This window comes from Pseudomonas sp. WSY_20, from assembly GCF_043104335.1.
Lineage (GTDB): Bacteria > Pseudomonadota > Gammaproteobacteria > Pseudomonadales > Pseudomonadaceae > Aquipseudomonas > Aquipseudomonas parafulva_B.
The window spans coordinates 32,302-57,583 of record NZ_JBICKP010000045.1; the positions used below are offsets into that span (position 1 = coordinate 32,302).

At 64.4% G+C, this 25,282-nt stretch carries 21 protein-coding genes; 15 read left to right on the forward strand and 6 right to left on the reverse strand.

The window, feature by feature from the left end:
• Positions 1–87: 87 nt before the first annotated feature.
• Together ACF8E5_RS11440 and ACF8E5_RS11445 are read right to left on the reverse strand one after the other, a co-directional pair.
• Complete coding sequence (locus ACF8E5_RS11440) at positions 88–4,953, reverse strand: NAD-glutamate dehydrogenase (protein WP_392475293.1); 4,866 nt, start codon at positions 4,951–4,953, stop codon at positions 88–90.
• A gap of 61 nt (positions 4,954–5,014) precedes the next feature.
• The gene (locus ACF8E5_RS11445) at positions 5,015–5,149 is read right to left on the reverse strand and encodes a hypothetical protein (protein WP_256675187.1); all 135 of its coding nucleotides are present in this window, start codon (positions 5,147–5,149) and stop codon (positions 5,015–5,017) included.
• 77 nt (positions 5,150–5,226) lie between these two features.
• On the opposite strand from ACF8E5_RS11445, the gene ACF8E5_RS11450 reads away from it, so the two are divergent.
• On the forward strand, positions 5,227–5,580 hold the full coding sequence (locus tag ACF8E5_RS11450) for a hypothetical protein (protein WP_058604518.1): 354 nt from the start codon (positions 5,227–5,229) through the stop codon (positions 5,578–5,580).
• Positions 5,581–5,620: 40 nt separating this feature from the next.
• Here the strand turns inward: ACF8E5_RS11450 and ACF8E5_RS11455 are convergent, their stop codons facing one another.
• Entirely contained in the window at positions 5,621–6,526 is a 906-nt protein-coding gene (locus tag ACF8E5_RS11455; protein ID WP_197844325.1) for a LysR family transcriptional regulator, read from the reverse strand.
• Between the two features lie 123 nt (positions 6,527–6,649).
• Between ACF8E5_RS11455 and lysA the strand changes: the two genes are divergently transcribed.
• The 8 genes from lysA (at position 6,650) to ACF8E5_RS11495 (ending at position 14,813) form a co-directional block, all read left to right on the forward strand.
• Positions 6,650–7,882 carry a diaminopimelate decarboxylase gene (lysA, locus tag ACF8E5_RS11460; RefSeq protein WP_197844326.1) on the forward strand — a complete coding sequence of 411 codons (1,233 nt, stop codon included), beginning with the start codon at positions 6,650–6,652 and terminating at the stop codon, positions 7,880–7,882.
• Positions 7,883–8,129: 247 nt separating this feature from the next.
• Positions 8,130–8,840 carry a helix-turn-helix domain-containing protein gene (locus ACF8E5_RS11465; RefSeq protein WP_197844327.1) on the forward strand — a complete coding sequence of 237 codons (711 nt, stop codon included), beginning with the start codon at positions 8,130–8,132 and terminating at the stop codon, positions 8,838–8,840.
• 106 nt (positions 8,841–8,946) lie between these two features.
• Positions 8,947–10,362: an efflux transporter outer membrane subunit gene (locus ACF8E5_RS11470; protein ID WP_392475314.1), complete on the forward strand. Its 1,416-nt coding sequence runs from the start codon at positions 8,947–8,949 to the stop codon at positions 10,360–10,362.
• An 86-nt stretch (positions 10,363–10,448) separates the two neighbouring features.
• On the forward strand, positions 10,449–11,594 hold the full coding sequence (locus ACF8E5_RS11475) for an HlyD family secretion protein (RefSeq protein WP_392475294.1): 1,146 nt from the start codon (positions 10,449–10,451) through the stop codon (positions 11,592–11,594).
• On the forward strand, positions 11,584–13,098 hold the full coding sequence (locus ACF8E5_RS11480) for an MDR family MFS transporter (protein ID WP_058637646.1): 1,515 nt from the start codon (positions 11,584–11,586) through the stop codon (positions 13,096–13,098). Before ACF8E5_RS11475 ends, ACF8E5_RS11480 begins: the two co-directional genes overlap by 11 nt.
• A gap of 83 nt (positions 13,099–13,181) precedes the next feature.
• Entirely contained in the window at positions 13,182–13,946 is a 765-nt protein-coding gene (locus ACF8E5_RS11485; protein WP_058637647.1) for a GntR family transcriptional regulator, read from the forward strand.
• A 33-nt stretch (positions 13,947–13,979) separates the two neighbouring features.
• A complete protein-coding gene (gene soxR / locus ACF8E5_RS11490) occupies positions 13,980–14,444 on the forward strand; it encodes a redox-sensitive transcriptional activator SoxR (protein ID WP_058604511.1) in 465 nt (154 codons plus the stop codon).
• Positions 14,445–14,564: 120 nt separating this feature from the next.
• Positions 14,565–14,813, forward strand: a complete 249-nt coding sequence (locus tag ACF8E5_RS11495) for a CsbD family protein (RefSeq protein ID WP_023533700.1) — start codon at positions 14,565–14,567, stop codon at positions 14,811–14,813.
• Positions 14,814–14,873: 60 nt separating this feature from the next.
• Here ACF8E5_RS11495 and ACF8E5_RS11500 read toward each other — a convergent pair whose 3' ends face one another.
• From ACF8E5_RS11500 to ACF8E5_RS11510, 3 genes are all read right to left on the reverse strand, one after another.
• Positions 14,874–15,146 (reverse strand): PepSY domain-containing protein, encoded by a 273-nt coding sequence (locus ACF8E5_RS11500; protein ID WP_023533665.1) that lies wholly within the window; start codon positions 15,144–15,146, stop codon positions 14,874–14,876.
• Between the two features lie 106 nt (positions 15,147–15,252).
• Positions 15,253–16,479 carry an MFS transporter gene (locus tag ACF8E5_RS11505; protein WP_058604510.1) on the reverse strand — a complete coding sequence of 409 codons (1,227 nt, stop codon included), beginning with the start codon at positions 16,477–16,479 and terminating at the stop codon, positions 15,253–15,255.
• Between the two features lie 354 nt (positions 16,480–16,833).
• Positions 16,834–18,123 carry a DUF2235 domain-containing protein gene (locus tag ACF8E5_RS11510; RefSeq protein WP_196186480.1) on the reverse strand — a complete coding sequence of 430 codons (1,290 nt, stop codon included), beginning with the start codon at positions 18,121–18,123 and terminating at the stop codon, positions 16,834–16,836.
• A gap of 227 nt (positions 18,124–18,350) precedes the next feature.
• Here ACF8E5_RS11510 and ACF8E5_RS11515 point away from each other — a divergent pair, with 227 nt between their 5' ends.
• The 6 genes from ACF8E5_RS11515 to ACF8E5_RS11540 are packed head-to-tail and all read left to right on the forward strand — an operon-like array spanning position 18,351 to position 25,159.
• Complete coding sequence (locus ACF8E5_RS11515) at positions 18,351–19,310, forward strand: MoxR family ATPase (RefSeq protein ID WP_023533720.1); 960 nt, start codon at positions 18,351–18,353, stop codon at positions 19,308–19,310.
• Between the two features lie 4 nt (positions 19,311–19,314).
• Complete coding sequence (locus ACF8E5_RS11520; RefSeq protein WP_392475295.1) at positions 19,315–20,259, forward strand: DUF58 domain-containing protein; 945 nt, start codon at positions 19,315–19,317, stop codon at positions 20,257–20,259.
• Complete coding sequence (locus ACF8E5_RS11525; protein ID WP_182140589.1) at positions 20,256–20,750, forward strand: DUF4381 domain-containing protein; 495 nt, start codon at positions 20,256–20,258, stop codon at positions 20,748–20,750. Before ACF8E5_RS11520 ends, ACF8E5_RS11525 begins: the two co-directional genes overlap by 4 nt.
• The gene (locus tag ACF8E5_RS11530; RefSeq protein WP_078478242.1) at positions 20,743–21,819 is read left to right on the forward strand and encodes a VWA domain-containing protein; all 1,077 of its coding nucleotides are present in this window, start codon (positions 20,743–20,745) and stop codon (positions 21,817–21,819) included. Before ACF8E5_RS11525 ends, ACF8E5_RS11530 begins: the two co-directional genes overlap by 8 nt.
• Complete coding sequence (locus ACF8E5_RS11535) at positions 21,816–23,534, forward strand: tetratricopeptide repeat protein (protein ID WP_196186477.1); 1,719 nt, start codon at positions 21,816–21,818, stop codon at positions 23,532–23,534. The genes ACF8E5_RS11530 and ACF8E5_RS11535 overlap by 4 nt, the downstream gene beginning before the upstream one ends.
• Positions 23,531–25,159, forward strand: a complete 1,629-nt coding sequence (locus ACF8E5_RS11540; RefSeq protein ID WP_392475296.1) for a BatD family protein — start codon at positions 23,531–23,533, stop codon at positions 25,157–25,159. The genes ACF8E5_RS11535 and ACF8E5_RS11540 overlap by 4 nt, the downstream gene beginning before the upstream one ends.
• Positions 25,160–25,282: the final 123 nt, after the last annotated feature.

The following is a 25,282-nucleotide window of genomic DNA, read 5'->3' on the forward strand; positions in this document are numbered from 1 at the left end:
GGGTTTTGAGCGCCAACATCGTGAACAGCACCCAACAATAAAAAAGCCCCGGCATCACTGCCGGGGCTTTTTCAGTTCAGCATTGACTCAAGACGGCATCACAGTCGCCTGTCCGCTCATGGCCAGATCGACCAGTTCGCGGTTGGCCACTGCATACATCGCGTAGTCATGGCCCGAAGCGCTGCGCAGGTCATCGAGCATGGCGCGCCAGCGTTCCACCATCACCCGATGCTGCTCGGCCCATAGCGCGACCCGTGCATCCATGTCCTGCGGAGCATCGGCCATCTGCAATACCGAGATGGTGATCGCGCGTTGTTGCAGGTCGATGTCGTCGCGGAAGGCTTCCCGGGCCAGGGCCTGCCAGTTGTTCTCCACCGGCAGATTGCTGATTTCCTGCAAGTACCAGGTCAGGTCAAGCGCGCTGCCCACGGCGAAGAACGCCTTGGCCACCTGCGCTGGCTCGTGACCTGTCACATCAGCTGCCTCGATGATCGGCAGCAAGGTGTACAGATGGCTGGTGCCAGCCACCATACGTGCCAACAGCTCTGGCACCCCCGCTTCGACGAAGCTCTGGTAACGCACCATCCAGCGTTCGCGGGTTGGGCCTTCGAGCAATTCGTCGAGCTTGAGCCCAAGCTGGGCGATCTTCGGCCCGAAGTGGGCGCAATCACGGCCAGCGTCCTGCTCATTGCGACGGCTGCGCAGGAACCAGCGCGTGGCACGGCGGCCCAGGCGCATCAGTTCGTCCATCAGGGTCAGCTGGATCTCGGCAGGAACCTGGTAGTCCAGCGCCTCGATCTGACGGAACCAGTGCGGCAGGTGGAAGATGTCGCGCACGATCACGTAGGCCCCGGCCACGTTGGCAGGGCTCATGCCGGTCGATTCCTTCAACCGCTGCACGAAGGTGATGCCCATGTTGTTGACCAGGTCGTTGGCGATCTGGGTGCTGACGATCTCGCGCTTGAGACGGTGGCGGCGCATGGGGTCGGCGAACTTGCTGACCAGCGACGGCGGGAACGCGGTTTCCATGTCGCGGGTCAGGTAGTCGTCGTCCGGCACCTGGGACTTGAGCAGCTGCTCTTTCAAGTCGATCTTGCTGTAGGAGATCAGCACCGAGAGCTCTGCACGGGTCAGGCCCTGGCCTGCGGCGAGGCGCTCGGCCAGCTGTTCCTCTGAAGGCAGGAACTCGATGGCCCGGTCAAGCTTGCCGCGGGCCTCGAGGTCGGCCATCAGGCGCTTGTACTCGGCAATGCGCTCGCGCACGCGGCGCGCTGCCAGCGACAGCGCCTGGGTCTGCTTGTAGTTGTTGCCCAGCACCAGGCCAGACACTTCCTCGGTCATGCTGCCGAGCAACTGGTTGCGCTGCTTCTCGGTCATGTCGCCACCCTGCACCACCTCGTTGAGCAGGATCTTGATGTTGACCTCGTGGTCGGAGCAGTCCACGCCGCCGGCGTTGTCGATGAAGTCGGTGTTGGTGGCGCCGCCGTGCAGGCCGAATTCCACCCGGCCAAGCTGGGTCATGCCCAGGTTGCCGCCCTCGCCTACCACCTTGCAGCGCAGCTCGTTGCCGTTGACACGCAAGGCGTCGTTGGCCTTGTCGCCCACATCGGCGTGGCTTTCGCCACTGGCCTTGACGTAGGTGCCGATGCCACCGTTCCAGAGCAGGTCCACAGGCGCCTTGAGCAGGGCATTGAGCAGCTCGGTGGGCGTCAGGCGGTCGGCCTCGATGGCAAAGCGTTCCTTCATCTGCGCCGTGATGGCGATGCTCTTGGCGCTACGCGGGAAAATGCCGCCGCCTTCGGACATGATGCTGGTGTCGTAGTCGGTCCATGCCGAACGTGGCAAGTCGAACAGGCGCTTGCGCTCGGCAAAGCTGGAGGCCGGCTCCGGGTTGGGGTCGATGAAGATATGCAGGTGGTTGAAGGCCGCTACCAGCTGCAGCTTGTCGGACATCAACAGGCCGTTACCGAAGACGTCGCCTGCCATGTCGCCCACCCCAATCACGGTGATCGGGTCTTCTTGCACATTGATGCCGCGCTCACGGAAGTGACGCTGGACGCCAACCCAGGCCCCACGTGCGGTGATGCCCATTTTCTTGTGGTCGTAGCCTGCCGAGCCACCCGATGCGAAGGCATCACCCAGCCAGAAACCATAGTCGATGGCGATGCCGTTGGCGATGTCCGAGAATGTGGCCGTGCCTTTGTCGGCCGCCACCACCAGATACGGGTCGTCATCGTCGTGACGCACCACGCCAACCGGCGGTACTACGCCACCGTCCTTGAGGTTGTCGGTAATGTCGAGCAATCCCGAGATGAAGATGCGGTAGCACGCCACGCCCTCTGCCGCGATCTCGTCACGCGTGCCGCCCAGTGGCAGGCGCCGTGGCAGGAAACCGCCCTTGGCGCCGACCGGCACGATTACCGAGTTCTTGACCTGCTGCGCCTTGACCAGGCCCAGCACCTCGGTGCGATAGTCTTCCTCGCGATCCGACCAGCGCAGGCCACCGCGCGCAACGTTGCCAAAGCGCAGGTGCACCCCCTCGACCCGGGGTGAGTAGACGAAGATCTCGAACTTGGGCACCGGCTTGGGCAGTTCGGGCACAAGCTTGGGGTTGAACTTGAAGCTGAAGTACGACTTGTTCTGGCCGTTGGCATCGAGCTGATAGAAGTTGGTGCGCAGGGTGGCCTTGATCAGGTCCAGGTAGCGCCGCAGGATGCGGTCTTCGTTGAGTACCTGCACCTCGTCCAGCGCATTGAGGATCGCTTGCTCGAGCCGCTGCTGCTTGTCCTCCAGGTCATCCTGGGTCAGCTTGCGGGCCAGGTAGAAACGCGTCTTGAACAGGCGGGTCAGCTCGCGCGCGATGTCGGTATGGTTGTTCAGCGTACTGGCGATGTAGCCCAGGTCGAAGCCCAGGCGGATTTGTTTCAGGTAGCGTGCATAGGCACGCAGCAACGCCACGTCACGCCATGGCAGGCCCGCTGTCAGCACCAGACGGTTGAAGGCATCGTTTTCGGCATCGCCACCGACGATGTGGATGAACGCATCCTGGAAGGTGTCATTGAGCTCCTGAATGTTCAGGCTCAGACCTTCGCTGTAGGTGAAGGCGAAGTCGTGAATCCAGTATTCGCGGCCATTGGCGTGGCGCAGGCGATACGGGAACTCGCCCAGCACGCGCAGGCCGAGGTTTTCGAGGATTGGCAGCACGTCCGACAGCGCCAGGGGGGTGTCGGCGTGGTACAGCTTGCAGTGCAGGGTGCGCTCGCCAACCCGCGTCAGTGGCTGGTAGAAACTCATGGCCAGTGGCTTGCTTTCCGACAGGGCCAGCACATGCTGCAGGTCCACCACCGCCGAATGGGCGGCGAAGCGCTCGCGGTAGCCGGCCGGGAAACCTTTGGGGAAATCGGCCAGGATGTTGGTGCCCTGTGCCTCGCCGAAGTTCTCCACGACCAACGCCGAGAAATCGTCCTGCCAGGAGCGGCAGGCCTGGATGACCTCACGCTCGAGCTGCTGTGGGTCGATGTCGATGCGGTTCTTCGGGTCCACCCGCAGAATCAGCTGCACACGGGCCAGTACCGACTCGGAGAAGAAGGTCCAGAATTCGCAATCGCTGGCCTTCAGGCGCTCCATCAACACCTGCTGGATTTTCTGGCGAACCTCGGTGGAATAGATTTCACGCGGTACATAGGCCAGGCAATAGCAGAAGCGTCCGTACGGGTCCTTGCGCAGGAAGACGCGAATCTTGTTGCGCTCCTGAATCTGCACGATGGACATGACCGTGCTGAACAGCTCATCCACCGGGGTCTGGAACAGGTCGTCGCGCGGCAGCACTTCGAGCACCTGCGCCAGTTCCTTGCCCAGGTGAGCCTTGGTATCGAAGCCGGAACGGCGCTCGACTTCAGCGACCTTGACCCGGATGTAAGGGATGGCATGAACGCTTTCGCCGTACACCGTGGAGGTGTACAGGCCCATGAAGCGGTGTTCCTTGAGCACGTTACCCGAGGCATCGAGCTGGCGGATGGACACGTAATCAGGGTAGCCCGGGCGGTGTACGCGGCTTGGCAGCGCAGCCTTGGCGAAGGAGAGCAGCAGTGGCTCGGCCAGGTAGGCCACGGCGTAATCTTCGATGCGCAACTCTTCAGGGGTCAAGCCCACGCGCAGCCGACGCGGCAGGCCAAGGAACGACTGCTCGTCGTAGACCATCTGCCCGCCAGCCTGATCGGCCTGGACGGTGAACTCTTCGTATCCCAGGAAGGTGAAGTGGTTGTCCAGCAACCACTCAAGGAATGCCTTGACCTCACCCTTTTCATGCTGGGCCGGCCCGTACGGGGTCTGCTCGACCAGCGCCACGACTTCCCGCAGCTTGTCCTTCATCGGTTCGAAATCATCGACCGCCACGCGGACCTCGGCCAGCACCTGCTCGATTTCCCGGGCCAGCACGCTCAACTCCGCAGCGTTGGCGCAGCGGTCGATTTCCAGGTACATCAGCGACTCGTGCCCTACCCCTTCACCGTGGGTGCCCTTGGGCAGCAGTTCCAGCAACTCGCCCTTGGCGTTGCGGCGCACGCTCAATACCGTGGTCTGCAGGGTATGAATGCTGTAACCGCGTCGGTTCAGTTCGGTGCGGACCGAGTCCACCAGAAACGGCAGGTCATGGTGCAGCACCTCGACGACCGTGTGGGTCGACTGCCAGCCGTTGCGCTCGTAATCGGGGTTGTACACGCGCACCTGCGGGTGCTCGGGGTCGAAACGCTCGACGATGCGCCAGGCCGAGAGGGTGCAGCCCGCCAGGTCGGAAAGCCTGCGCTGGGTGAGTTCGTCCAGAGAGATGATGCCGAAGAACTGCTCGGCGAACAGCGCCACTTGTGGCAGGGACTGTTCGCTGATGTGCTGCGCCAGGGCCGCTTGCAGTTGATGCTGGAAGTCGGCTTTGCTGGCCGCGGTGAAGAACGCCATCTGTGGTACTCCGCTTGGGCTTTGTAATAGTTGAAGCGTCGCTGCGTGCGCCGTGCCGGGGTCAACGATAGACGATTGCAGGCAGGGCGAACGATGAAAACCAGGCGTTGAGCGTGTGCATGCACGCCCAGGACTGGGCGAAGCTTAACGACTGACCGGTCATCAAGGCTTGCAGCGCTGCGACAATTTCGTTCAAGGGGCGGTAACTTTACGTTTATGCATGTAAGCAAGACTGTCAGAATTCCCTTCCGTTTCCTTAGATCCGAGCTTGCCATGCAAATCGACACCGCCGTGCTGTTCGCCACCCCCTGCGATGAAGAGGAGGACAACATGGCAACCCTGTGCTGCCACAGTGACAAAGGTCAGATGTTCTTGCTGACCCGCTACCCTGACGAAGACACGGTTGATCTGACCCTGGACGATGAGCCCTCGACCCTGGACGGCTTGAAAGTGACCTTGAAGGCAACGAGCCTGTTGATCGAAGTGGCAGCAGGTGACCGGGACGCCTTGCGCGGTGATGAGGTGCTTCAGATCAACCTGACCAGCACGCTGAGCGACCTGGACGAGATCAGGCAAACCTTGGAGAACATCCTGAGCGGCACCGGCACTTTCGTCTGCGAGCTTTGATCCGTCGATCACTGGGCAGGCTTGCCGCGGGCCACGGGGGCTAAGCCAGGGCGCGCTGCATCGCCTGCGCCTGCTCGCGCAGTGTCTGGCAGAACGGCTCGACTGCCGCCGAGGCCGGTCGATGGTCTGGCCTGACCAGCATCACCTGGTAGGCGATCGAGATGTCCAGCGGCCTGATGGTTAAGCCACTCTGAGCGGCCTCCAGCCCGCTCAGGGGGTTGATGATGGCTACGCCCAGGCCCTGCCTGACCATGGCGCACACCGAGGCGGCGCTGGTGGTCTCGATGACCGTGCGACGGTTCACTCCAGCCGCGCGAAAATGGTGGTCCAGACGCTGGCGATAGGTGTCCAGGCTGGCCAGGTTGATGAAATCGACCTCATGGAAATCCGCCAGGCTCAGCCGTGACCTGGCCTGCAACGGGTGTTGCTCAGGCAGCACGCAGACCATGTCGGCGCTGAACAGCAATTCCCCGCTCGCCCCACGGGGTATCTGCGCGACTTCCGTCAGGCCCAGGTCATGCTGCTGGGTGGCCAGGGACTCCTCCAGCAGCGGCGACTCCTGGGCTTTGATGCTTACGCTCACCCCAGGGTGCTGCTTATGAAAACGCTGGCAGACCTTGGGCAGCAGGGTCTGCGAAAACAACGGCAGGCAGGTAACGGCCAACTGGCCCTGCTGGAAGTTGCGAATGGCCTGGGCAAAACGCTCGATGCGCTCAAGCCCCACATACGCCCGCTCTACCTCCTCGATCAGCAGCAACGCCTGGGCGGTGGCTTCCAACCGACCGGCCGTGCGTTCGAACAGATGCAGGTCCGTCACGTGCTCCAACCGCGCCAGCTCACGGCTGATGGTCGGCTGCGAGGTGAACAACAGACGCGCCGCGCCTGTGACGCTACCTGAGGCCATGATGGCGCGGAACACTTCGATGTGGCGGGCGGAGAGTTTCATGGGAGCACCGACTGCATTCTCAGGGCATATCAGACATGAATGGACGGCGCAAAAATAGCTATTTTTCTGAATCGAGTCTACGGGCCATGCTGTCGGCTTCCACCTGTGCCGAGCCATTCGATCATGACCATTCCCTTCTCTGTCCTAGCCAACGCCGTTCGCCAGTACGGTTCACCCCTGTGGGCCTACGACGCCGCCACCATCCTCAGCCGGATAGAACAGCTCAAGCCATTCGATACCGTACGCTTCGCCCAGAAAGCCAATCCCAATCTGCAGGTGTTGCGCTTGATGCGCGAGCACGGCCTGGTACTCGATGCAGTATCGCTTGGGGAAATGGAACGCGCCTTTGCAGCCGGCGCCAGTGTGGCGGGCGAGCCTGCGGGGGTGGTGCTGACCTGCGACGTGCTGGACCGCGCTACCCTGGCACGCGTGATCGTGGAAAAGATCGAAGTCAATGCAGGCTCCATCGACATGCTGCGCCAGTTGGGCGAGCATTCGCCAGGGCACCGTGTCTGGCTGCGCATCAACCCGGGGTTCGGCCATGGCCACAGCCGCAAGACCAATACCGGGGGCGAGAACAGCAAGCATGGCATCTGGCATGAAGACTTGCCGCAGGCGCTCGCCTGCATCAGGGCCCATCGCCTGCACCTGGTGGGCGTGCACATGCACATCGGCTCCGGCGTGGACTACACCCATCTGGAGCAGGTGGCTCGCGCCATGATCGAGCTGATCGCGCGCCTGGACACCGATATCGAAGCGTTCTCGATCGGCGGTGGGCTCTCGACGCCGTACCGCACTACCGACACGCCGGTGGACCTGCAGCGCTACGCGCAAACCTGGGCAGTGGCACGCCAGGAAATAGAAGCGCTGCTGGGCCACCCGGTGCGCATGGAGATCGAGCCAGGGCGTTTTCTGGTGGCCGAGTCGGGCTATCTGGTGACCGAAGTCCGTGCCGTCAAGCAGGTGGGCCGCAACACGTTCGTGCTGGTCGATGCTGGCTTCAACGACCTCATGCGCCCTGCGATGTACGGGGCCTACCATGCCATGACCCTGCTCGATGCCGATGGCCGCCCCGTGGACCGCCCGCGGCAACCGACCGTGGTGGCCGGCCCACTGTGCGAATCAGGCGACGTGTTCACTCAGGATGACCAGGCACTCTGCCCTCAGGACTTGCCCCAGGCCCAGGTCGGCGACTTGCTGGTGATTCACGATGCCGGTGCCTACGGTGCCTCCATGTCGTCCAACTACAACAGCCGGCCCTTGCTGCCAGAGGTGATGATCGAAGGCCAGGCCGTGCGCTTGATCCGACGTCGGCAGACCGTCGAAGCACTGCTCGCGCTTGAGGAAGGCTTGTAACGTCCAGTTCCTGCATGCCGACCTCCCTCGACAGCCGGCATGCCCGGGATAGACCGTTGAGCGCCCTAGACACTCCGCTCGGCTACACAGTTACAACTGCAAAAACCAAATAATCCGCAATCAAGCCTCAACTCTTAAGAAGATCAAGCAATTCAATCGCACTTAGCACGCACGCTACCCCACGCTTTGCAACATCTACACACAATCCATCCTTACAATTGGATCCATTCCCACAATGGATCCCGCCATGCAAACACTCGAAATGGATTACGCCCCCGGCGATCACGTGGCCAGCCACTGCCACGCCCACGACCAGCTGATCTACGCAGCCAGTGGCACTGTGCATGTGAATACCGATTCGGGAAGCTGGGTGATTCATGGGGGCAATGCGCTGTGGGTGCCGGCCGGCGTCAGCCATGCGATTGTCATGGAAGGCGTCGTCAGCATGCGCTCCCTGCTGCTGGCGCCCCACGTCGACCACTGCCAGGTGATCGTGGTGACGGGGTTGCTGCGTGAGTTGATCCTGGCCGCCTCGCGCATGCTCGGTATCCGGGAGGGGGAGCACGTACGGGCGCTCATACTGGGCGAGCTCGCCCACGCAAGGCGCATCGACACGTTCATAGCACTGCCGACGCACCCACGCCTGAGGGCCTGGTGCGAGCGCATGCTGCAGGCACCGGCCGAGGAACATTCCCTTGAACAGTGCGCCACGGCGCTGAAGATGAGCACACGCAATGTGGCCCGGCTGTTCCAGCGCGAGCTGGGCATGTCCCACGGCCAATGGCGCGCTCGGGCGCGGGTGATGTTGAGCCAGCAGTGCCTGGCGGCAGGTCGGCCGATCATCAATGTGGCGCTCGAACACGGCTACCAGAGCCCCAGCGCCTTTGCAGCCATGTTCAAGCGTATCCTGGGGTACGCGCCCAGCGACTGGCAGGACGGTAGCGCACGCCCCCGCTGAAACGGCTCGGGTTGTCCGGCTGGCGCGCACGGTTGTCCCGCTTGCGGCAGCCTTGGCCTGACCGGTCTCGTTAACGTTGCATCATGACTGCCAAGCGATGCTCATGATGCCCACTTTGTCGATGATCCCCTCCCCCGTACGCCTTTGCACTGTGCTGACGTTCGGCCTGCTGGCAGGTTGCACGCACCCCGTCGCCTGCGAACAGCCCCCTGCGGCCATGCGGGTCAACCCTTTGACCGAGACCCAGGCCGGGGTTAGCGCACAGCCTTTACCCGGGCGCTGGTGGCAGCTGTACCAGGACCCGCAACTCGAGTACTGGGTGGAGCGCGCATTGGCCAATAACCAGGACCTGGCTCAGGCTCAAGCCAACGTGCGCGCACTGCTGGCCGGCATTGGCGAGTTCCAGGCGCAGCGCCTGCCTGCCACCTCGCTGGGCATTGCTGCGACCTACGGCAGGGACAGTGACGATCAGACCCTGGCCCAGGCCCGTGACAGCCGAGCTACTTCCTCTTGGCAGTTCAATCCGGGCATGGAGCTGGCCTATCAGGTGGACCTGTGGGGGCAGGTGCAAGCCCAAATCGATCGCGCCAAGGCGCAAGCGCAGGCCGCGGCCGCCGCACACGATGCCGTGGGGCTGCAGGTGGCAGCCCAGACCAGCCGTGCCTACATCGAACAATGCGTCTACACCGCTCGCCTGAGTCAAGCCAGGCAAGCCCTACACACCCTTGATCGCAGCCTGCTGTTGAGCGACCGCCAGCGTCAGGCCGGCATCGCTACGGCGCTGGACGGTGAGCGGCTGCTTGGCCTGCGTGAGCAGGTTCGCGCCCGGATACCCGTTTTCGAGGCGCGGCGCCAGGTGGCACTGTTCGAGCTGAGCACGCTGGCGGGTGAGGTCACGGTCGATCACACCCAACCCTGCGCTGCCATCCCTTCGCTTACGGCAGCGCTGCCCACAGGCGATGGCTGGCACCTGCTCGAGCGGCGCCCCGACGTACGCCAGGCTGAACGAGCGTTGCAAGCCGCCGGCCTGGAAACGGACATCGTGCGCGCCGACCTGTACCCCAAGGTTCGCTTTGGCGCCCAGCTGGCTAGTGCTGATCGCCACGTCAATGGCCTGGGTGCCAGCCGCGCCATCACGTTCGGCGTCGGCCCGCTGATCAGCTGGGAATTTCCCAACCTGCAAGCCAATCGTGCCCGGTTGGGCAAGGCCCAGGCTTTGCAGCAGGCCCAGCGCGCTCACTATCGCAGCGTCGCGCTCAAGGCCCTGAAGGATGTGCGCCAGGCCTTGGCCCGTCATGCCGGTGAGCAGCAGCACCTGTCTTCGCTGCAGGCCGCGCTTGAGCACAGCCAGCGTGGCTTCGCCCTGGCAGAGGCCAGCTACCGTGCGGGCACCCAGGACGGGCTGGCCCTGCTTGACAGCGAGCGCGAGCTGATTGCCCTGCATGACCAGCTCCTCGAGGCGCGCGGCAAGGTGGCCAGGGCGCAGATCGACCTGTTTCGCGCACTGGGCGGGGGATGGTGAATCCGCCACGCCCCAGGCACCGCTCACCACCCAACGCCCACCGCTCGCAAAGCGCAACTGCCTCCACTCGACAATGGAACCCCACCATGAACGCTGCTGTAGAAACGCCCACCCCCACCCCGACTGCCGAGCATGCGACCATTCGCCCGCGACGGCGGTTGGTTTATACCGGCGGCGCAGGCCTGGGCGTGCTGGCGCTACTGGCGCTCGCTGGCTACTGGTTCACCACCGGGCGCTACCTGGAAAGTACCGATGACGCCTACATCCGCGCCGATTGGGTGGCATTGAGTTCGCGCGTGGCAGGCTATGTGGCGACGGTAGAGGTCGAAGATGACCAGCCGGTTCAAGCCGGCGCTGTGCTGGTGCGGTTGCAGGATCGCGATTACCAGGCCCGCAGGGATCGCGCGCGCGCTGCCGAACGCCAGGCGCAGGCAGCCATAGACGCAGCGCGGGCTCACCGCGAGCTGGCCATGCAGCGCATCGAGCAGCAGGCGCAGGCAACCCTCAAGGCCGAGGCCGCCGTGCACAGTGCCAGCGCCGAACGTCGTCGCAGCCAGCTGGACCTGCAGCGCTACCAGGGCTTGGTACGCGATGAGGCCGCCACGACCCAACGGCTGGAGCAGGCGCTGGCCGCCGCCAACCAGGCCAAGGCTGTCGAGCAAGGGGCCAAGGCAGCATGGCGTGAACAACAGGCACAGCAACGGATGGCCAAGGCCGGCGCTGCCCAGGTCGAGGCCGACTTGCAGCAGCGCCAGGCCGCCTTCGAAAGCGCCAGCGCCGAACGCCGGCTGGCCGAACAGGACGCTCAAGACACCGTACTGCGCGCCCCGGTGGCAGGCGTAGTGGGCCAACGCCGCGTGCGTGCAGGGCAATACGTGGCGCCAGGCCAGCCGTTGCTGGCGGTGGTGCCGGTGGCGCAAGCCTATGTCGTGGCCAACTACAAGGAAACCCAGTTGGCTCGGATGCGCCCAGGGCAGCCTGTGCAGGTTCAGGTGGACAGCTTCCTTGGCCATGCATTCAAAGGTCAGGTGGCGAGCTTCTCGCCGGCCTCGGGCAATGTCTTCGCGCTGCTGCCGTCGGACAATGCCACGGGCAACTTCACCAAGATCGTCCAGCGTTTTCCGGTGCGCATCCTGCTCGACTTGCCCGCAAACGGGCCGCAGATACTGCCCGGCATGTCGGTGGTAACCACCGTCGACACGCGTACGCCGGAGCCTGCCGATGCGCACTGAACAACCGGTATCCCTGCGCGCCTGGGTGGCCGTGCTGGGCGGGCTGTTCGGCTGTTTCATGGCCGGCATGAACGTGCACGTCACCAGCGCCGCACTGCCCGAGATACGCGGCTCGCTAGGCGCCAGCTTCGAGGAAGGCTCATGGATATCCACTGCCTACCTGGTGGCAGAGATCGTGATGATCCCCTTGACGGCCTGGCTGGTGGAGGTGTTCTCCCTGCGCCGGGTGATGTGGACGGGCTCGCTGGTCTTTCTGATCGCGTCGGTGGCCTGTTCGTGGGCGCCGAACCTTGAAACCATGATCGTGATCCGGGTAATTCAGGGCGCCGCCGGTGCCGTCCTGATTCCGCTGTCGTTCCAGCTGATCATCACCGAATTGCCGGCCAGCCGGATGGCCATGGGCATGGCCTTGTTCAGCCTGGCCAACAGCGTGGCGCAGGCCGCGGGCCCTTCGATCGGCGGCTGGTTGACCGATGCCTATTCCTGGCGCTGGATCTTCTACCTGCAGCTGTTTCCTGGTATCGCGTTGCTGTGCGCCATTGCCTGGTCCATCGAGGCCAGGCCGATGAAGTTGCAGCTGCTGCGCCACGGTGACTGGCTGGGCATCGCCGCCATGGTGATCGGCCTGGGCGGGCTGCAGATCGTGCTGGAAGAAGGCGGCCGGTTGGATTGGTTCGGGTCTTCGTTCATCACCGGCATGACCGTGGTGTCGGCATTGGCCCTGGTGCTGTTCGTGACAACCCAGCTGTTCGGCCCGCGCGCGTTCATCAACCTGCGGTTGCTGGGCCGTTACAACTTCGGCGTGGCCAGCCTGGCGATGTTCATATTCGGCGCCGCCACCTTCGGGCTGGTGTTTCTGGTGCCCAACTACCTGTCGCAACTGCAGGGCTTCAGTGCACGAGACGTGGGTGTGGCGTTGATCGCCTACGGGCTCATGCAGCTGCTGCTGGCGCCGTTGATGCCGCGCCTGATGAGGTGGACCAGCGCAAAGTTCATGGTGGCCAGCGGGTTCATGATCATGGCGCTGGGCTGCTGGATGGGCGCCAGCCTGACTGCTGACAGTGCCGACAATGTGATCATCCCTTCCACCGTGGTGCGGGGCATCGGCCAGCCTTTCATCATGGTCGCGTTGTCCGTGTTGGCAGTGGCCGGGCTGGACAAGCGCGAGGCCGGGTCCGCCTCGGCGGTGTTCTCGATGCTGCGTAACTTGGGTGGCGCCATCGGCACGGCCGGCCTGACCCAACTGGTGGCCACGCGCGAACGCCTGCACAGTGCGCGCATCCATGAGCACGTGACCGTGTTCGAGCCGCAGTTGCACGCGCGCCTGGACCCGACCGTGCAGACATGGCTCTGGCACTCACAGCAGTGGCTCGAAGGTTTGTCGGGCACCATCGGCCGCGAAGCCTACCTGATGGCCTACAGCGATGCGTTCTACCTGGCCTGCCTGGCGTTGCTCGGCTGTGCGGTGGCAGCGTTGCTACTGAGGTCGCACAAGGGGCAATGAGGCCATGGAGGGGAGCTTGGCTCGGGAGCGACCGACGGCTGGTACACTGGCGCCTTTGTACAACATCCAGACAGGTTCGACCCATGCACCAAGCCCGCTATGCCACCGTGGCCAAGGACTTGATCGAGGCAATCGCCAGCAGCCGCTACCCGGTCGGGGGCCTGTTGCCCACTGAAATGGAGCTGTGCGCGCTGTATGGTGTAAGCCGGCACACGGTTCGCGCGGCGGTCGAGCAGTTACAGAGCCTGGGCCTGGTGTCCCGGCGCAAGCGCGTTGGGACACGTGTCCAGGCGCGCCACCCCCAGATTGGCTACCGGCAATCGATCACGAACCTGGCAGAGCTCTCCCATCATCTTCAGGCACCCTTGCGTCAGATTCGCGATATCCGCCAATTCGTGGCCGCCCCTGAAGAGGCCGAGCGCCTGGGACTGGTGCCAGGGGAACAGTACTTCTGCATCGAGGCGCTGCACCGTACCTCTGCCGGGCACGCCTTGGCGCTGTGTGCAAGCGCCGTCTATGCCCAATCCGACTACGTGCAGGTGATCGAGCTGGCCCAGGCACATCCCGAGCAGTTGATTGCCCGCCTGATCGAGCAGCATTACGGGCGAGTCATCGCGGTGATCGACCAGCACATTCAGGCACAGTCGCTCACCCTGCAACAGGCACAGGTATTGAGTGCCGAGCCGGGTTCACCGGCGCTGTGCGTGGTGCGCCACTACCGCGAGGAAAACGGCGACCTGATGGCGGTCTGCGAAAACCTTTACCCCGCTGATCGCTACAGCCTGGTCAACCAGCTACGCCGCGACCGCATGCCCGCCAGCGCCGCTGCTTTCCCCCCAGCGTTCTGACGCACCACAGCCACTCATTGGAGATCGACCCGCATGGCAGCAGATTCGACACGGATGCTTACCGTAGGTGAGGTGGCTCGCCGCAGCGGTATCGCAGTATCGGCACTGCATTTCTATGAAAGCAAAGGTTTGATCGCCAGCACGCGCACAGCTGGCAACCAACGCCGCTATCCGTCGCTGGTGCTGCGCACCCTGGCGATCATCAAGGTGGCCCAGCGTACCGGTATTGCCCTGGATGACATCAAGCAGGCGCTGGGGCGCTACCCGCCCAACAGCAAGCTCACGGCGGCTCAGTGGGGCGAAATGTCCAGCGCGTGGCGAGAAGACCTGAACCAGCGCATCCGTCTGCTCCAGGCGTTGCGCGACAACCTGGACAACTGCATCGGCTGCGGCTGCCTGTCGCTGGAGCAATGCCCGCTACGTAACCCACAGGATGTATTGGGCGAGGAAGGCAGCGGGCCGAGGATCCTGGAACGGCATGTGCGTGAGGGCACGTAGCAGCGGCAGGTGCACGGGGCGGCAGTAGTTGGGACCGCTTTCGTTGGAACCAATGGGCGGCGCTAAAGCCCTAACCTTTTGCTATTTAACCAATCCCGTTAGCGAAAGGATGACCGAACCATGAAACGCGAACAGATCGAAGGTGTAGCAGAGAACATTGCCGGTAAAGCCCAGAGCGCTGTAGGTCGTCTGATCGACGATCCGGCCCTGGAAGCCGAAGGCGAAGGCCGTCAGGCTGCCGGCCAGGTGACCAAGACTTACGGTGATGCCGTGAACTGCGTCTCGTCGTTCGTCAAGGAAAAGCCGTTTGCAGCTGTAGCCATCGGTGCCGCGCTGGCCATGGTAGTCTCGCGCCTGCTGCGCCGCTGACCCAATGCATCAGGCCCACGCTGTTGCGTGGGCCTGATGGGCTTTGAATGCAGGCTGAACTCAGTTATCCAGTTCATCCTTGACGATACGGCCATCGTGCGGGTCGACCTTGAACTCGTACTGCTTGCCGTCAGCTTTCATCCCCTCGCCTTCCCAGTGACCGTCATCGGCTTCGATCTTGGTGATCTGGGTGTAACCGGCGCCTTTGAGGGCAGCTTCGGCCTGATCCTTGTTCACTTTCCAGTCGGCGCCGGGCTGATCGGCCCAGGCAACAGAAGCGCCCATCGCGCCAACCAGGGCCAGGCCAGTGAACAGTCGAGTCATCGCTTTCATTGCAGGTTTCCTTCTTGGAGGGTGTGAACATGCGACCCTTAGTCGGTGCGCCGCGTTCATTCCAATCCCCCCACACCGCCCAGACGCGGGTCGATCATTGCCAGGCTCAACCCGGCTGGCTGACCATCGCATTGCTGACACTGCGCCCGAGCACCAGCACCGTCACGAAACCGCAACCTACCAGTGCCGTGGCCGCACTCAGCAGCACGCCGGTGCCCAAGTGATCGACCACCTGACCACCGAAGAACGAGCCCACGGCGATGATGACCTGGAACATGGCCACGAACAGCGGCATGCCCCGTTCCACATCCTTGGGCGCGACCACGAACATCCAGATGTTCGCGCAGGCAGGAAACGCCCCGAAGGCAAAGCCCCATAACGCGATCAGCATGGCAGCGCCCGTCATGCCAGTGGCAAAGTGCGGGAACAGCGCCGTGCTGGTGGCTATCAGCAATGCCACCAGCAGCAGGGTATGCCGCACACTGCGGTTGGCCGCAAAGCCGGCGAAGATGTTGCCCATGAAGCCTGCCACACCGTAGAGCAGCAGCAATGAGCCAATGGTTGGGCCATCGAAGCCGGCGCTTTGCTTGAAGAAAGGGGCCACGTAGGTGTAGGCCGCGAAATGCGCCAGGCCGATCAGCAACACGGCAATCAGGCCCACGCGCGCTTGCGGGTTGATGAACAACGCCGGCAGGTCGCTGATGCGGATCGCCTTTTCCGGCATCAACCGGGGCAGCAGCATGACCTGCGCCAGCAGTACCGGCACCCCTACCACAGCGGTGACCAGGAACGTCATCCGCCAGCCCATCAACCCGCTGAGCCAGGTACCCACCGGCACGCCGATGACCGTGGCCAGGGTGACGCCGGCCATGATGATCGAATTGGCCTTGGCCACCCCGACGCCCTCGGGCGCCAGGCGGCTGCTCAAGGCGATGGCGGTCGCCCAGAAGCCACCGATACTCACCCCCAGCAGCACGCGCCCGAGCAGCAACAGGTGGAAGTTACCGGCAAAGGCGACGATGGCGTTGGCCAGGATCATGATCAGGGTCAGGCCAATCAGCAGGTAGCGCCGGTCCAGGTTGCCGACACCGACAGAAATGGTCGGCGCCGCCAGGGCCGCCATGATGCCGGGCAAGGTGACCATCAGCCCGGCAAGCCCTGCGCTGATGCCCAGATCGTTGGCGACGTCGTTCAGCACGCCTACTGGGAGAAACTCGCTGGTCACCAGGGCGAACGCGCCCACGGCCACGGAGAGAATGGCCAGCCATTGCTGGAGCAGGCTTTGCTGTTGGTGTTCGGGCAGACCACGAGGGGCCGGGCTGACGCTTGGCATTGTGCACACTTCCATGACAGGGCGCCTGAGACAGGCGCACGAGAGGCTAAATCAGGCCGCGAGTATAAGAGCAAGGGCTGCCAGGCGAGAGGCCGGCCGCTCGATAGTGGTTATCGCTGTGATCGATAGCGTGCAGGGCTCAGGATACCGAGGTGTGAGGGATTCTTTGTGGGAGCGGGCTTGCCGGGGGGCCGGACTGACCGCAATGGGCGCGAAGCGGCCCCAATATTTCAGCTTTGCAGCCGAGAATGTCGGGGAGCCACTTTGCGGCCCATCGCGGCTAAGCTGCACCCCCGGAAAACCCGATAGCCTACGGATTTGGTGCAAGGCAGCCCCACTCTGCACCCGAACACCCTAGACAGGATTAGGATGCACCACCCGCCCCGCTACGCCCGGCCGGTCGATGAACAGCACGTCCAGTGAACTGCTGCGCATGCCCTTGACGGCATTCCAGTGCGCCGAGGTATGGATGTAGCGCTCGCGCAATAGGGTTTGCTCCGGCTCGGTCAGTTCCAGCGATGGGCAGGCCCCCAACGCATAGGCATGCAACTTGTCGCTGATGCCACGCAGCTCCTCCGGTACAGCGTGCTGCCTGTGGCAGCCCAGCGGTGCAAAGGGCACGCCCGCGCGCGCTGCGTACTCGCGCATGATGCTCAAGTAGACCCGTGACAGCTGCCCGGCTACCTGTCGCCTTCGACCAATGGCGGCATAAACCTGTTTCTGCGGTTCACGGGGCTCCCCACCAGGCACAGGATGTTCCCAACTAACCACCCGCGCAGGCGGTTGGCCAAGGTCCTTGAACGCGGTGACCATCAATGCGGCGACGGCTGTGTAGACGCCGGTCTGTTGTGCAGGCACCCCAGCCGCTACCCGCTGGGACTGGGGCTTGCACAGCAGCACGTCTTCGTCGACCACATCCTGATAGCCACCACCGATATTCGAATGCACACCCGGTAGCACGATGTCGTGCCCACTGCCTATCAGGGGAAAGTTGTGGCGCTGCTCATCCCCGGCCACCAGTTGCACGACATGGTTGGCAATGCCTTCGGGCAACCCGAGCTGCAGCCCACCCTGACGGGTATCGGCGGGGTCGAAATCCCCTTGCAGGGGTGCAACGATGGCTGCCACCGTGTCGAACAAGCCGATGAAATGGATGACGATCGGGCAGTGTGGAAACAAACGCGCGGGCTCGTTGCGCAACACATTGGCCATATGCCTGGCCGCCGCTGCACCGCGGCTGAAACCGAACAGGTCCACACTTATCCGCTCGATGCGCGTTTGCCGATGGCCTTGCTGCCAGTCGCGCAACAGCGCGGCGATATCGGCCAGCGCTTGCTCCACACGCGCCTGGATGCCCGTACGCCCGCGACCGGTGGCCGATGCATAGATGTCATCGGCTTCCCCAGCCTGGGTGCCAATCCCTTGGACATAGTGCTTGAGCACGACGCGCTGCCCATCGTCTTCCGGTTGCTGCGCATAGAGGTCATGCAGCAGTGCGACGTTGCTCAAGGCATTGTCGTAGCTTGCCCCCTTGCCGTGCGACACCGTGGTGTTGTGCTGATTGTTGCCCGTGCCGTCGAAGAATAGGCCCAGACGTATTTCGATAGCGTCTGCCCTGTGGCTCCCGGTGATGTGCGTCTGCATTGTAGTGCTACCTGCCTGGCTGAAAAGCACAACCAAGCGCCACGGCACGATGCCAAACCATCAGGCAATGGCGATCATCGGGCAGGACATTTCCGGGTGCCAGGCAGCCGAGGATGGATAAATTTCCAAGCCGCCATTGGTCGCCACCCCCTCGGATGGATTAAAGTATCAACCCTTGCCGGGCCGCTGCCATCAGCCGCCTGGTCCTCTATCAGGAACCGTCGCCGATGGAACACCGTGAGGCGCTGATCGCGCTGCGCACCTTTCTCTCTTCCCAGATCCTTGGCCAGGAAAAGCTGGTCGAGCGGCTGCTGATCGTGCTGTTGGCCGATGGCCACATGCTGGTGGAAGGTGCACCGGGCCTGGCCAAGACCAAGGCCATCAAGGAACTGGCCGAGGGCATCGAGGCGCAATTTCACCGTATCCAGTTCACCCCTGACCTGCTGCCCGCTGACATCACCGGCACCGAGATCTATCGGCCCGAGACAGGGAGCTTCGTGTTCCAGCAGGGGCCGATCTTTCACAACCTGGTGCTGGCGGACGAAATCAACCGGGCGCCGGCGAAGGTGCAATCGGCGCTGCTCGAAGCCATGGCCGAGCGTCAGGTCAGTGTGGGGCGCAGTACCTACGACCTGTCGCCGCTGTTCCTGGTCATGGCCACGCAGAACCCGATCGAGCAGGAAGGCACCTATCCCCTGCCCGAAGCGCAGCTCGACCGTTTCCTGATGCATGTCAAGATCGGCTTCCCCGACGCCGCCGTGGAGCGCCGCATCCTGGCCCAGGCCCGTGGCGAGGCGCTGGGGGGTGAGACCAAGCCCGAACGGCGGGTCAGCCAGCAGGCGATCTTCGCAGCACGCAAGGAGATCCTCGGTCTGTACATGGCGGACGCGGTGGAGGAGTACCTGGTGCAACTGGTCATGGCCACGCGTACGCCGGCCAAATTCGACAACGAACTGGCCGACTGGATTGCCTACGGCGCCAGCCCGCGCGGTTCGATTTCCCTGGACCGCTGCGCACGGGCCCACGCGTGGCTTGCCGGGCGCGATTTCGTCAGCCCCGAGGACATTCAGGCAGTACTGTTCGACGTGTTGCGCCACCGCATCATCCTGTCGTTCGAAGCCGAGGCGGCGGGGGTCGACCAGGACCGGGTCGTGCAGCGTATCCTCGACGTCGTGGCCGTTGCCTGACCCCATGTCCAGCGCCCCGCTGATCGAACCCGGCATTCGCATCACCCTTGCCGAACTCATCGACATGCGCCACCGCGTGCGCGAAATCCAACTGTTCTCCAACCCCGGCCAACGCAGCCCGCTGGTGGGCCTGCACCATTCCAAGTTGCGGGGCCGGGGTGTGGACTTCGATCAGGTGCGGGTGTACCAGGCCGGTGACGATGTGCGCAATATCGACTGGCGGGTCACTGCCCGTACCCAAGAGCCCCACACCAAGCTGTTCCACGAAGAACGCGAGCGGCCGATCTTCATTCTCGTTGAGCAGAGCCAGCGGCTGTTCTTCGGCTCCGGGCTGGTGTTCAAGTCGGTACTGGCGGCTCAGGCAGCTGCCCTGTTCGGCTGGGCCGCGCTGGGGCACAACGACCGGATCGGGGGGCTGGTGTTCGGTGACAACGATCCCCACGAGATCAAACCCAGGCGCAGCAAGCAAAGCTTGCTGCAACTGCTCAATCGCCTGGCCAAGGTCAACCAGTCGCTGCACACCGAAGGCGTGGCCCAGACCGATAGCCTCGGCCTTGCGCTGCGCAGGGCGCGGGAAGTATTGAGGCCTGGCAGCCTGGCCATCGTGATTTGCGATGAGCGCTCGTTGACGCCCCAGTGCGAACAGCACCTGGCCATGCTCTCCCGTCACTGCGACCTGTTGCTGATGCCGGTATCGGACCCACTGGACCACGCCCTGCCGGCAGCCGGCTTGCTGAGGTTCGCGCAACGGGGTGCGCAGCTGGAACTGGACACGCTGGACCAAGGGCTGCGCCAGGCCTACCGGCAACAGGCCGAGGCGCGCATCGAGCGCTGGGAATTGATGGCGCAAAAGCTCAGGGTGCTGCTGATGCCCCTGACCACGCAAAGCGAGATGATCGAGCAATTGCGCGATTACCTGAGCGCACAACGCCTGGGCAACGCCTCATGAACCCGCTTGACCAGTTGCAGCCATTGATCGCGCCCCCGCCGATCAGCCCATGGCCGCCGGCGCCTGGTTGGTGGCTGCTGCTGGCATTGTTGCCCGTGCTGGCCTGGGGCCTGTGGCGCCTGCGTCACTGGCGCCCCCGCAAACGGCCGGTGCCGCGCACCGAGCAGCCGCTGGACCCGGTGCGCGTGGCCGCCCTCGAGGAACTGGCGCGCCTGCCCCGCCCTTATGACAAAGCGCCTGCCGGCGCCTGGCTGCAGCAGATCAACGCCCTGCTCAAACGGCTGTGTCGCAGTCACTACCCCTTGGCCAACAGCCACACGCTCAATGGCCGGCAGTGGCTGGCGTTTCTTGACAACCGCTGCCCGGCGGCAGGCCTGACCCGCTGGATGGTGTTGGTCGAAGGGGCCTACAAGCCCGAATGCCGCCTGGACGACAAGGCCATCGCCGGGCTCAGCCAGGCGGTGGAAACCTGGATTCGCAAGCATGTTTGAACTGGCCTGGCCGTGGATATTCGCCTTGCTGCCCCTGCCTTGGCTGGCACGGCTCGTCCTGCCTGCCGCCGACAGTGGGGAGCCCGTGCTGAAAGTCGGCTTCCTGCACGAGCTCGAAAGCCTGGCGGGGCGCCGCGCCCGTCTGAACCTGCCAACCTGGCGCCAGCAGGCGCCGTTCGTCGTGATCTGGCTGCTGTTGCTGTGCGCCGCCGCTCGCCCCCAATGGCTGGGCGAGCCGATGCCGGTGGCAGCCAGTGGGCGCGATCTACTGGTGGCGGTAGACGTGTCTGGCTCGATGGACTTTCCGGACATGCAGTGGCAGGGCGAGGACATCAGCCGGCTCGACCTGGTGAAGGCCCTGCTGGGCGACTTTTTGCAGGACCGTGAAGGTGACCGCGTGGGGCTGATCCTGTTCGGCAGCCAGGCCTACCTGCAGGCTCCGCTGACCTTCGACCGGCGCACGGTGCGCACCTTCCTCGATGAAGCCCAGATCGGCATCGCCGGCAAGAACACCGCCATCGGCGACGCCATCGGCCTGGCCGTCAAGCGGCTGCGCCAGCGGCCCTCGCAGAGCCGGGTACTGGTGCTGATCACCGACGGGGCCAACAATGGCGGGCTGATCCACCCCCTCACCGCCGCCCGTCTGGCCGCTCAGGAGGGCGTGCGCATCTACACCATCGGCATTGGCGCCGACCCGCAAGCCACCGGCACCCCTGGCCTGCTGGGCCTGAACCCCAGCCTGGACTTGGATGAAGCGTCCTTGCGCGAAATCGCCGAGACCACCCAGGGCGCGTATTTCCGCGCCCATGATGGCGCCGAACTCGACGCCATCGGCGACACGCTGGACCGGCTGGAACCTGTGGCGCAGCAGCCGACCCAGGCGCGTACCGCCAAGGCCCTGTATGCCTGGCCGCTGGCCCTGGCGTTGCTGCTGAGCGTGCTGCTGGTGATCAGCGAACAGTGGCCGGACAACCCGCTGCAGCGCCAGCTGCGCAAGCCGCGCTTTCTGCAACCGCACCCACAATGGCGGCAGCGCCTCAAACGCCTGCGCCTGAGGAGGCCGCGATGATTGATCTGTGGCCCCAATGGCTACGCCCGCTGTGGTTGTTGAGCGTGCCCGTGCTCGGCTGGTTGCTGTTCAAGCTATGGCACCGGCGCAGGCGCACCGGGCGTTGGCAAATGATCCTGCCCCCGGCCTTCCACAACGTGCTGCTCGGTGGCGGCAGCGGCGCCACCAGCAAGCTACCCTGGATAGCCCTGGGCCTGGCCTGGCTGCTGGTGGTGCTGGCCCTGCTGGGCCCGAGTTGGCAACGCGTGGAGGAAAACCACCAGCGGCCTGCCGACCCTCTGGTCATTCTGCTGGAACTGACCCCGCAGATGCTGGCCGAGGACAGTCCGCCCAATCGCCTTGAGCAGGCGCGCCGCAAGGTCCTCGACGTACTTGAGCACCGCCGTGACAGCCAGACCGCACTGGTGGTCTACGCGGGGTCGGCGCATACCCTGGTGCCGCTGTCCGATGACCTGGCCACCACCCGCAACCTGCTCGAAGCGCTCGACCCCTCGATCATGCCCAAGCCCGGCCAACGGGCAGACCTTGCCGTGCACAAGGGCTTGGCGCTGCTCGCCCAGAGCGGCCTTGGCCAGGGGCGATTGCTGCTGGTCGGGTCCTCGCTCAGCGCCGCCGAGCGCCAAGGCATCAGCCAGGCACTGGGTCGCCATGGTCCGAGCCTGCTGATGCTGGGCATCGGCAGCCGTGACGGAGCGCCAGTGCGCCAGGCCAACGGCGAATTTCTCAAGGATGACCAGGGCGCGATCCTGTTGCCAAGGCTGGACAGTGCAGCCCTTAGAGGCTTCATCAACGGCACCGGCGGGCGCTACCGGCATGCCCGCATCGATGACCTGGACCTGCGCGGCCTCGGGCTGTTCGACAACCCGCGCAGCACACGCAGCGAGGGCCAGACCTTGCAACTGGACAGCTGGGCCGACCAGGGGTACTGGCTGCTGATTCCATTGCTGTTGCTGGCAGCCTGTGCCGGTCGGCGGGGTTGGCTATTCTGCCTGCCCCTGTTGCTCGCCCTGCCCCAGCCCGGCCAGGCGTTCGAACTCGAGGATCTGTGGCTGCGCCCCGACCAGCAAGGCCAGCGCCTGCTCGAACAGGGTCGAGCCGCCGAAGCCGCCGGCCGCTTCCGTGACCCTCAATGGCGGGGCATGGCCTTGTACCAGGCGGGCGACTATGCCGGCGCCGCCGAGGCCTTTCTGCAGGTGGACACCGCCGCCGCCCACTACAATCGCGGCAATGCCCTGGCGTACAGTGGTGAACTGGAAGCAGCGCTGGACGCGTATGATCAAGCCCTGGAGCGTCAGCCGGACTTGCAGGCGGCGCTGGACAATCAGGCCCTGGTCGAGCAAATGCTGGCCCAGCGCCAGGGCAAAGCTGCCGAACAGCCCGCCAGCACCGAAGCCCAGGGTTCGCCAGGCCGTGAAACCGAGGGGAACAGCAGCGCACAAGGCAGCCCGGCAGAGCCTGCGCCCGGTTCCGACGAGCAGGCGGGGGACGGCGCCTCGGCGCAAGGCGACGGCAGTGACCAGGGTGCACCTGGCAACCCGCCAGGCGAGGATGACGATGTGGTCGAACCACCCCACACGCCTGTCACCACCGCGCTGGATGCCGAGCAACGCCAGGCGCTTGAACAATGGCTACGAGAAATCCCCGACAATCCCGCGCAGTTGCTCCGGCGCAAATTCTGGTACGAACAGCAATTGCAACAGGAAACCCCACGATGAGTCGCTGCGGCGTCTTTCTCCTCATGCTGCTCTGGAACCTGCTGGCTCATGCCGAGCCGTCGCTCAAGGCCAGTGTCGACCGTACCCGCCTGGAAGCCGGCGAGAGCCTGGAGCTGACCCTCGAAAGCCAGGATGTGACCGAGTTCGGCAAGCCTGACCTGCGAGCCCTGGAAGGCGACTTCGAGGTGCGCAGCACCCGGCAGCTGAATAGCTTGCACACCCTCGATGGCGAAACCCGCGCCAGCACCCGCTGGATCATCACGCTCCTGCCCCGGCGCAGCGGCAGCCTGCAGATTCCTGCTCTGCAACTGGGGCAGTCGTTCAGCCAGCCGGTGGACCTGCAAGTGCTGCAAGCCGATGCCAACCGCGAGGACAACGCCCAGGTATTCATCGAGGCAACCCTGGACAGCACCGATGTCTACGTGCAGGCCCAGGCTGTACTGACCCTGCGCATCTACCATTCGGTGGCGCTGTATGACGACAGCAGCCTCAGCCCGCTGCAACTGGACAACGCCAAGGTCGAGCCCTTGGGCGAATCGCGCACCTACGAAAAGGAAATCCAGGGTGTGCGCCATGGCGTGATCGAAACGCGCTATGCGGTCTATGCCCAGCAAAGCGGCACCCTGGACATTCCTTCACTGACCTTCACCGCCACGGCTGCGGCCAGCAGCCAGGCCGAGCAGAACGGCAACGGCGCTGGACGTGCCGGCCGCCAGATACAGGTCAGCTCACTGCCGCTGCGCCTGACGGTACGGCCCGTCCCGGCCCAGTGGCCAGCCGGACTGCCCTGGCTGCCCGCGCATAGCCTGACCTTGGAGGAACGCTGGAGCCCCGATCCTGCCGCTCAGCAGACCCAGATCGGCGACTCGTTGACCCGCACCGTCACCCTGCGCGCCGAAGGCCTGTCCAGCGCTCAGTTGCCGCCAGTGCCGCCCACCGAGGCCAACGGCCTGCGCCGCTACCCCGACCAGCCGTTGTTGCGCAACGAGATCAGCGAACGGGGCATGACCGCCACCCGCGAGGAACGCGAGGCGCTCATCCCTACCCACAGCGGCCCGCTGGCCTTACCTGCGCTGGAAGTGACCTGGTGGAACACACGCGAAGATCACCTCGAGCACAGTGGCCTGCCTGCACGCTCGATCACCGTGCAGGACAACCCCGCCCTGGTGGCCGAGACTCCGGTGGTGGGCAATGGCAGCAGCGCGCTGCTGTGGCCTTGGCAGGTGGCGACCCTTGTGCTTGCGTTGACCACGCTACTGGGCTTCACCCTGTGGTGGCGCGCCCGTTCGCAGCCAGCGGTGCTGCGTGCGGCACAGACAGGGCCCAGCCCTCGGACCCTGCTGGACGACCTCAAGCGTGCCTGCCTGGCCAACGACCCCCAGGCCACGCGTCAGGCTCTGGATGCCTGGGCGCGGCAACAACCGCAGACCCTGGCCGAGATGGCCGCGCGCTTCGTGCCCTTGTCCGACGCCCTGGATGGGTTGAACGGTGCGCTGTACAGCGAAAGCGGCCAGCACTGGCAAGGCGAAGACCTGTGGCGGGCGATCGGCACCATTCCACCGGCCGAACAGGTGCTGCTGCCCACTGGCGAGAGCGGCAGCCTGCCACCGCTGTACCCCAAGTGAGCCGGTAGCGCCGCACATCGTCGACCGGCGTCGCGCCGCGTACTGACCGGCTTTACCAGCCCGCACAGCGCCGCGTCCATGGGGTACCATAACGCCCTTGCCCGCCCGTGCACCTTCATACCC

Excerpts from the sequence above, each read along its gene's own strand:
- ACF8E5_RS11440 (WP_392475293.1), bottom strand. The coding sequence starts at position 4,953 with ATGGCGTTCTTCACCGCGGCCAGCAAAGCCGACTTCCAGCATCAACTG.
- ACF8E5_RS11450 (WP_058604518.1), top strand. The coding sequence starts at position 5,227 with ATGCAAATCGACACCGCCGTGCTGTTCGCCACCCCCTGCGATGAAGAG.
- ACF8E5_RS11455 (WP_197844325.1), bottom strand. The coding sequence starts at position 6,526 with ATGAAACTCTCCGCCCGCCACATCGAAGTGTTCCGCGCCATCATGGCC.
- lysA (WP_197844326.1), top strand. The coding sequence starts at position 6,650 with ATGACCATTCCCTTCTCTGTCCTAGCCAACGCCGTTCGCCAGTACGGT.
- ACF8E5_RS11465 (WP_197844327.1), top strand. The coding sequence starts at position 8,130 with ATGCAAACACTCGAAATGGATTACGCCCCCGGCGATCACGTGGCCAGC.
- ACF8E5_RS11470 (WP_392475314.1), top strand. The coding sequence starts at position 8,947 with ATGCCCACTTTGTCGATGATCCCCTCCCCCGTACGCCTTTGCACTGTG.
- ACF8E5_RS11475 (WP_392475294.1), top strand. The coding sequence starts at position 10,449 with ATGAACGCTGCTGTAGAAACGCCCACCCCCACCCCGACTGCCGAGCAT.
- ACF8E5_RS11480 (WP_058637646.1), top strand. The coding sequence starts at position 11,584 with ATGCGCACTGAACAACCGGTATCCCTGCGCGCCTGGGTGGCCGTGCTG.
- ACF8E5_RS11485 (WP_058637647.1), top strand. The coding sequence starts at position 13,182 with ATGCACCAAGCCCGCTATGCCACCGTGGCCAAGGACTTGATCGAGGCA.
- soxR (WP_058604511.1), top strand. The coding sequence starts at position 13,980 with ATGGCAGCAGATTCGACACGGATGCTTACCGTAGGTGAGGTGGCTCGC.
- ACF8E5_RS11495 (WP_023533700.1), top strand. The coding sequence starts at position 14,565 with ATGAAACGCGAACAGATCGAAGGTGTAGCAGAGAACATTGCCGGTAAA.
- ACF8E5_RS11500 (WP_023533665.1), bottom strand. The coding sequence starts at position 15,146 with ATGAAAGCGATGACTCGACTGTTCACTGGCCTGGCCCTGGTTGGCGCG.
- ACF8E5_RS11505 (WP_058604510.1), bottom strand. The coding sequence starts at position 16,479 with ATGCCAAGCGTCAGCCCGGCCCCTCGTGGTCTGCCCGAACACCAACAG.
- ACF8E5_RS11510 (WP_196186480.1), bottom strand. The coding sequence starts at position 18,123 with ATGCAGACGCACATCACCGGGAGCCACAGGGCAGACGCTATCGAAATA.
- ACF8E5_RS11515 (WP_023533720.1), top strand. The coding sequence starts at position 18,351 with ATGGAACACCGTGAGGCGCTGATCGCGCTGCGCACCTTTCTCTCTTCC.
- ACF8E5_RS11520 (WP_392475295.1), top strand. The coding sequence starts at position 19,315 with ATGTCCAGCGCCCCGCTGATCGAACCCGGCATTCGCATCACCCTTGCC.
- ACF8E5_RS11525 (WP_182140589.1), top strand. The coding sequence starts at position 20,256 with ATGAACCCGCTTGACCAGTTGCAGCCATTGATCGCGCCCCCGCCGATC.
- ACF8E5_RS11530 (WP_078478242.1), top strand. The coding sequence starts at position 20,743 with ATGTTTGAACTGGCCTGGCCGTGGATATTCGCCTTGCTGCCCCTGCCT.
- ACF8E5_RS11535 (WP_196186477.1), top strand. The coding sequence starts at position 21,816 with ATGATTGATCTGTGGCCCCAATGGCTACGCCCGCTGTGGTTGTTGAGC.
- ACF8E5_RS11540 (WP_392475296.1), top strand. The coding sequence starts at position 23,531 with ATGAGTCGCTGCGGCGTCTTTCTCCTCATGCTGCTCTGGAACCTGCTG.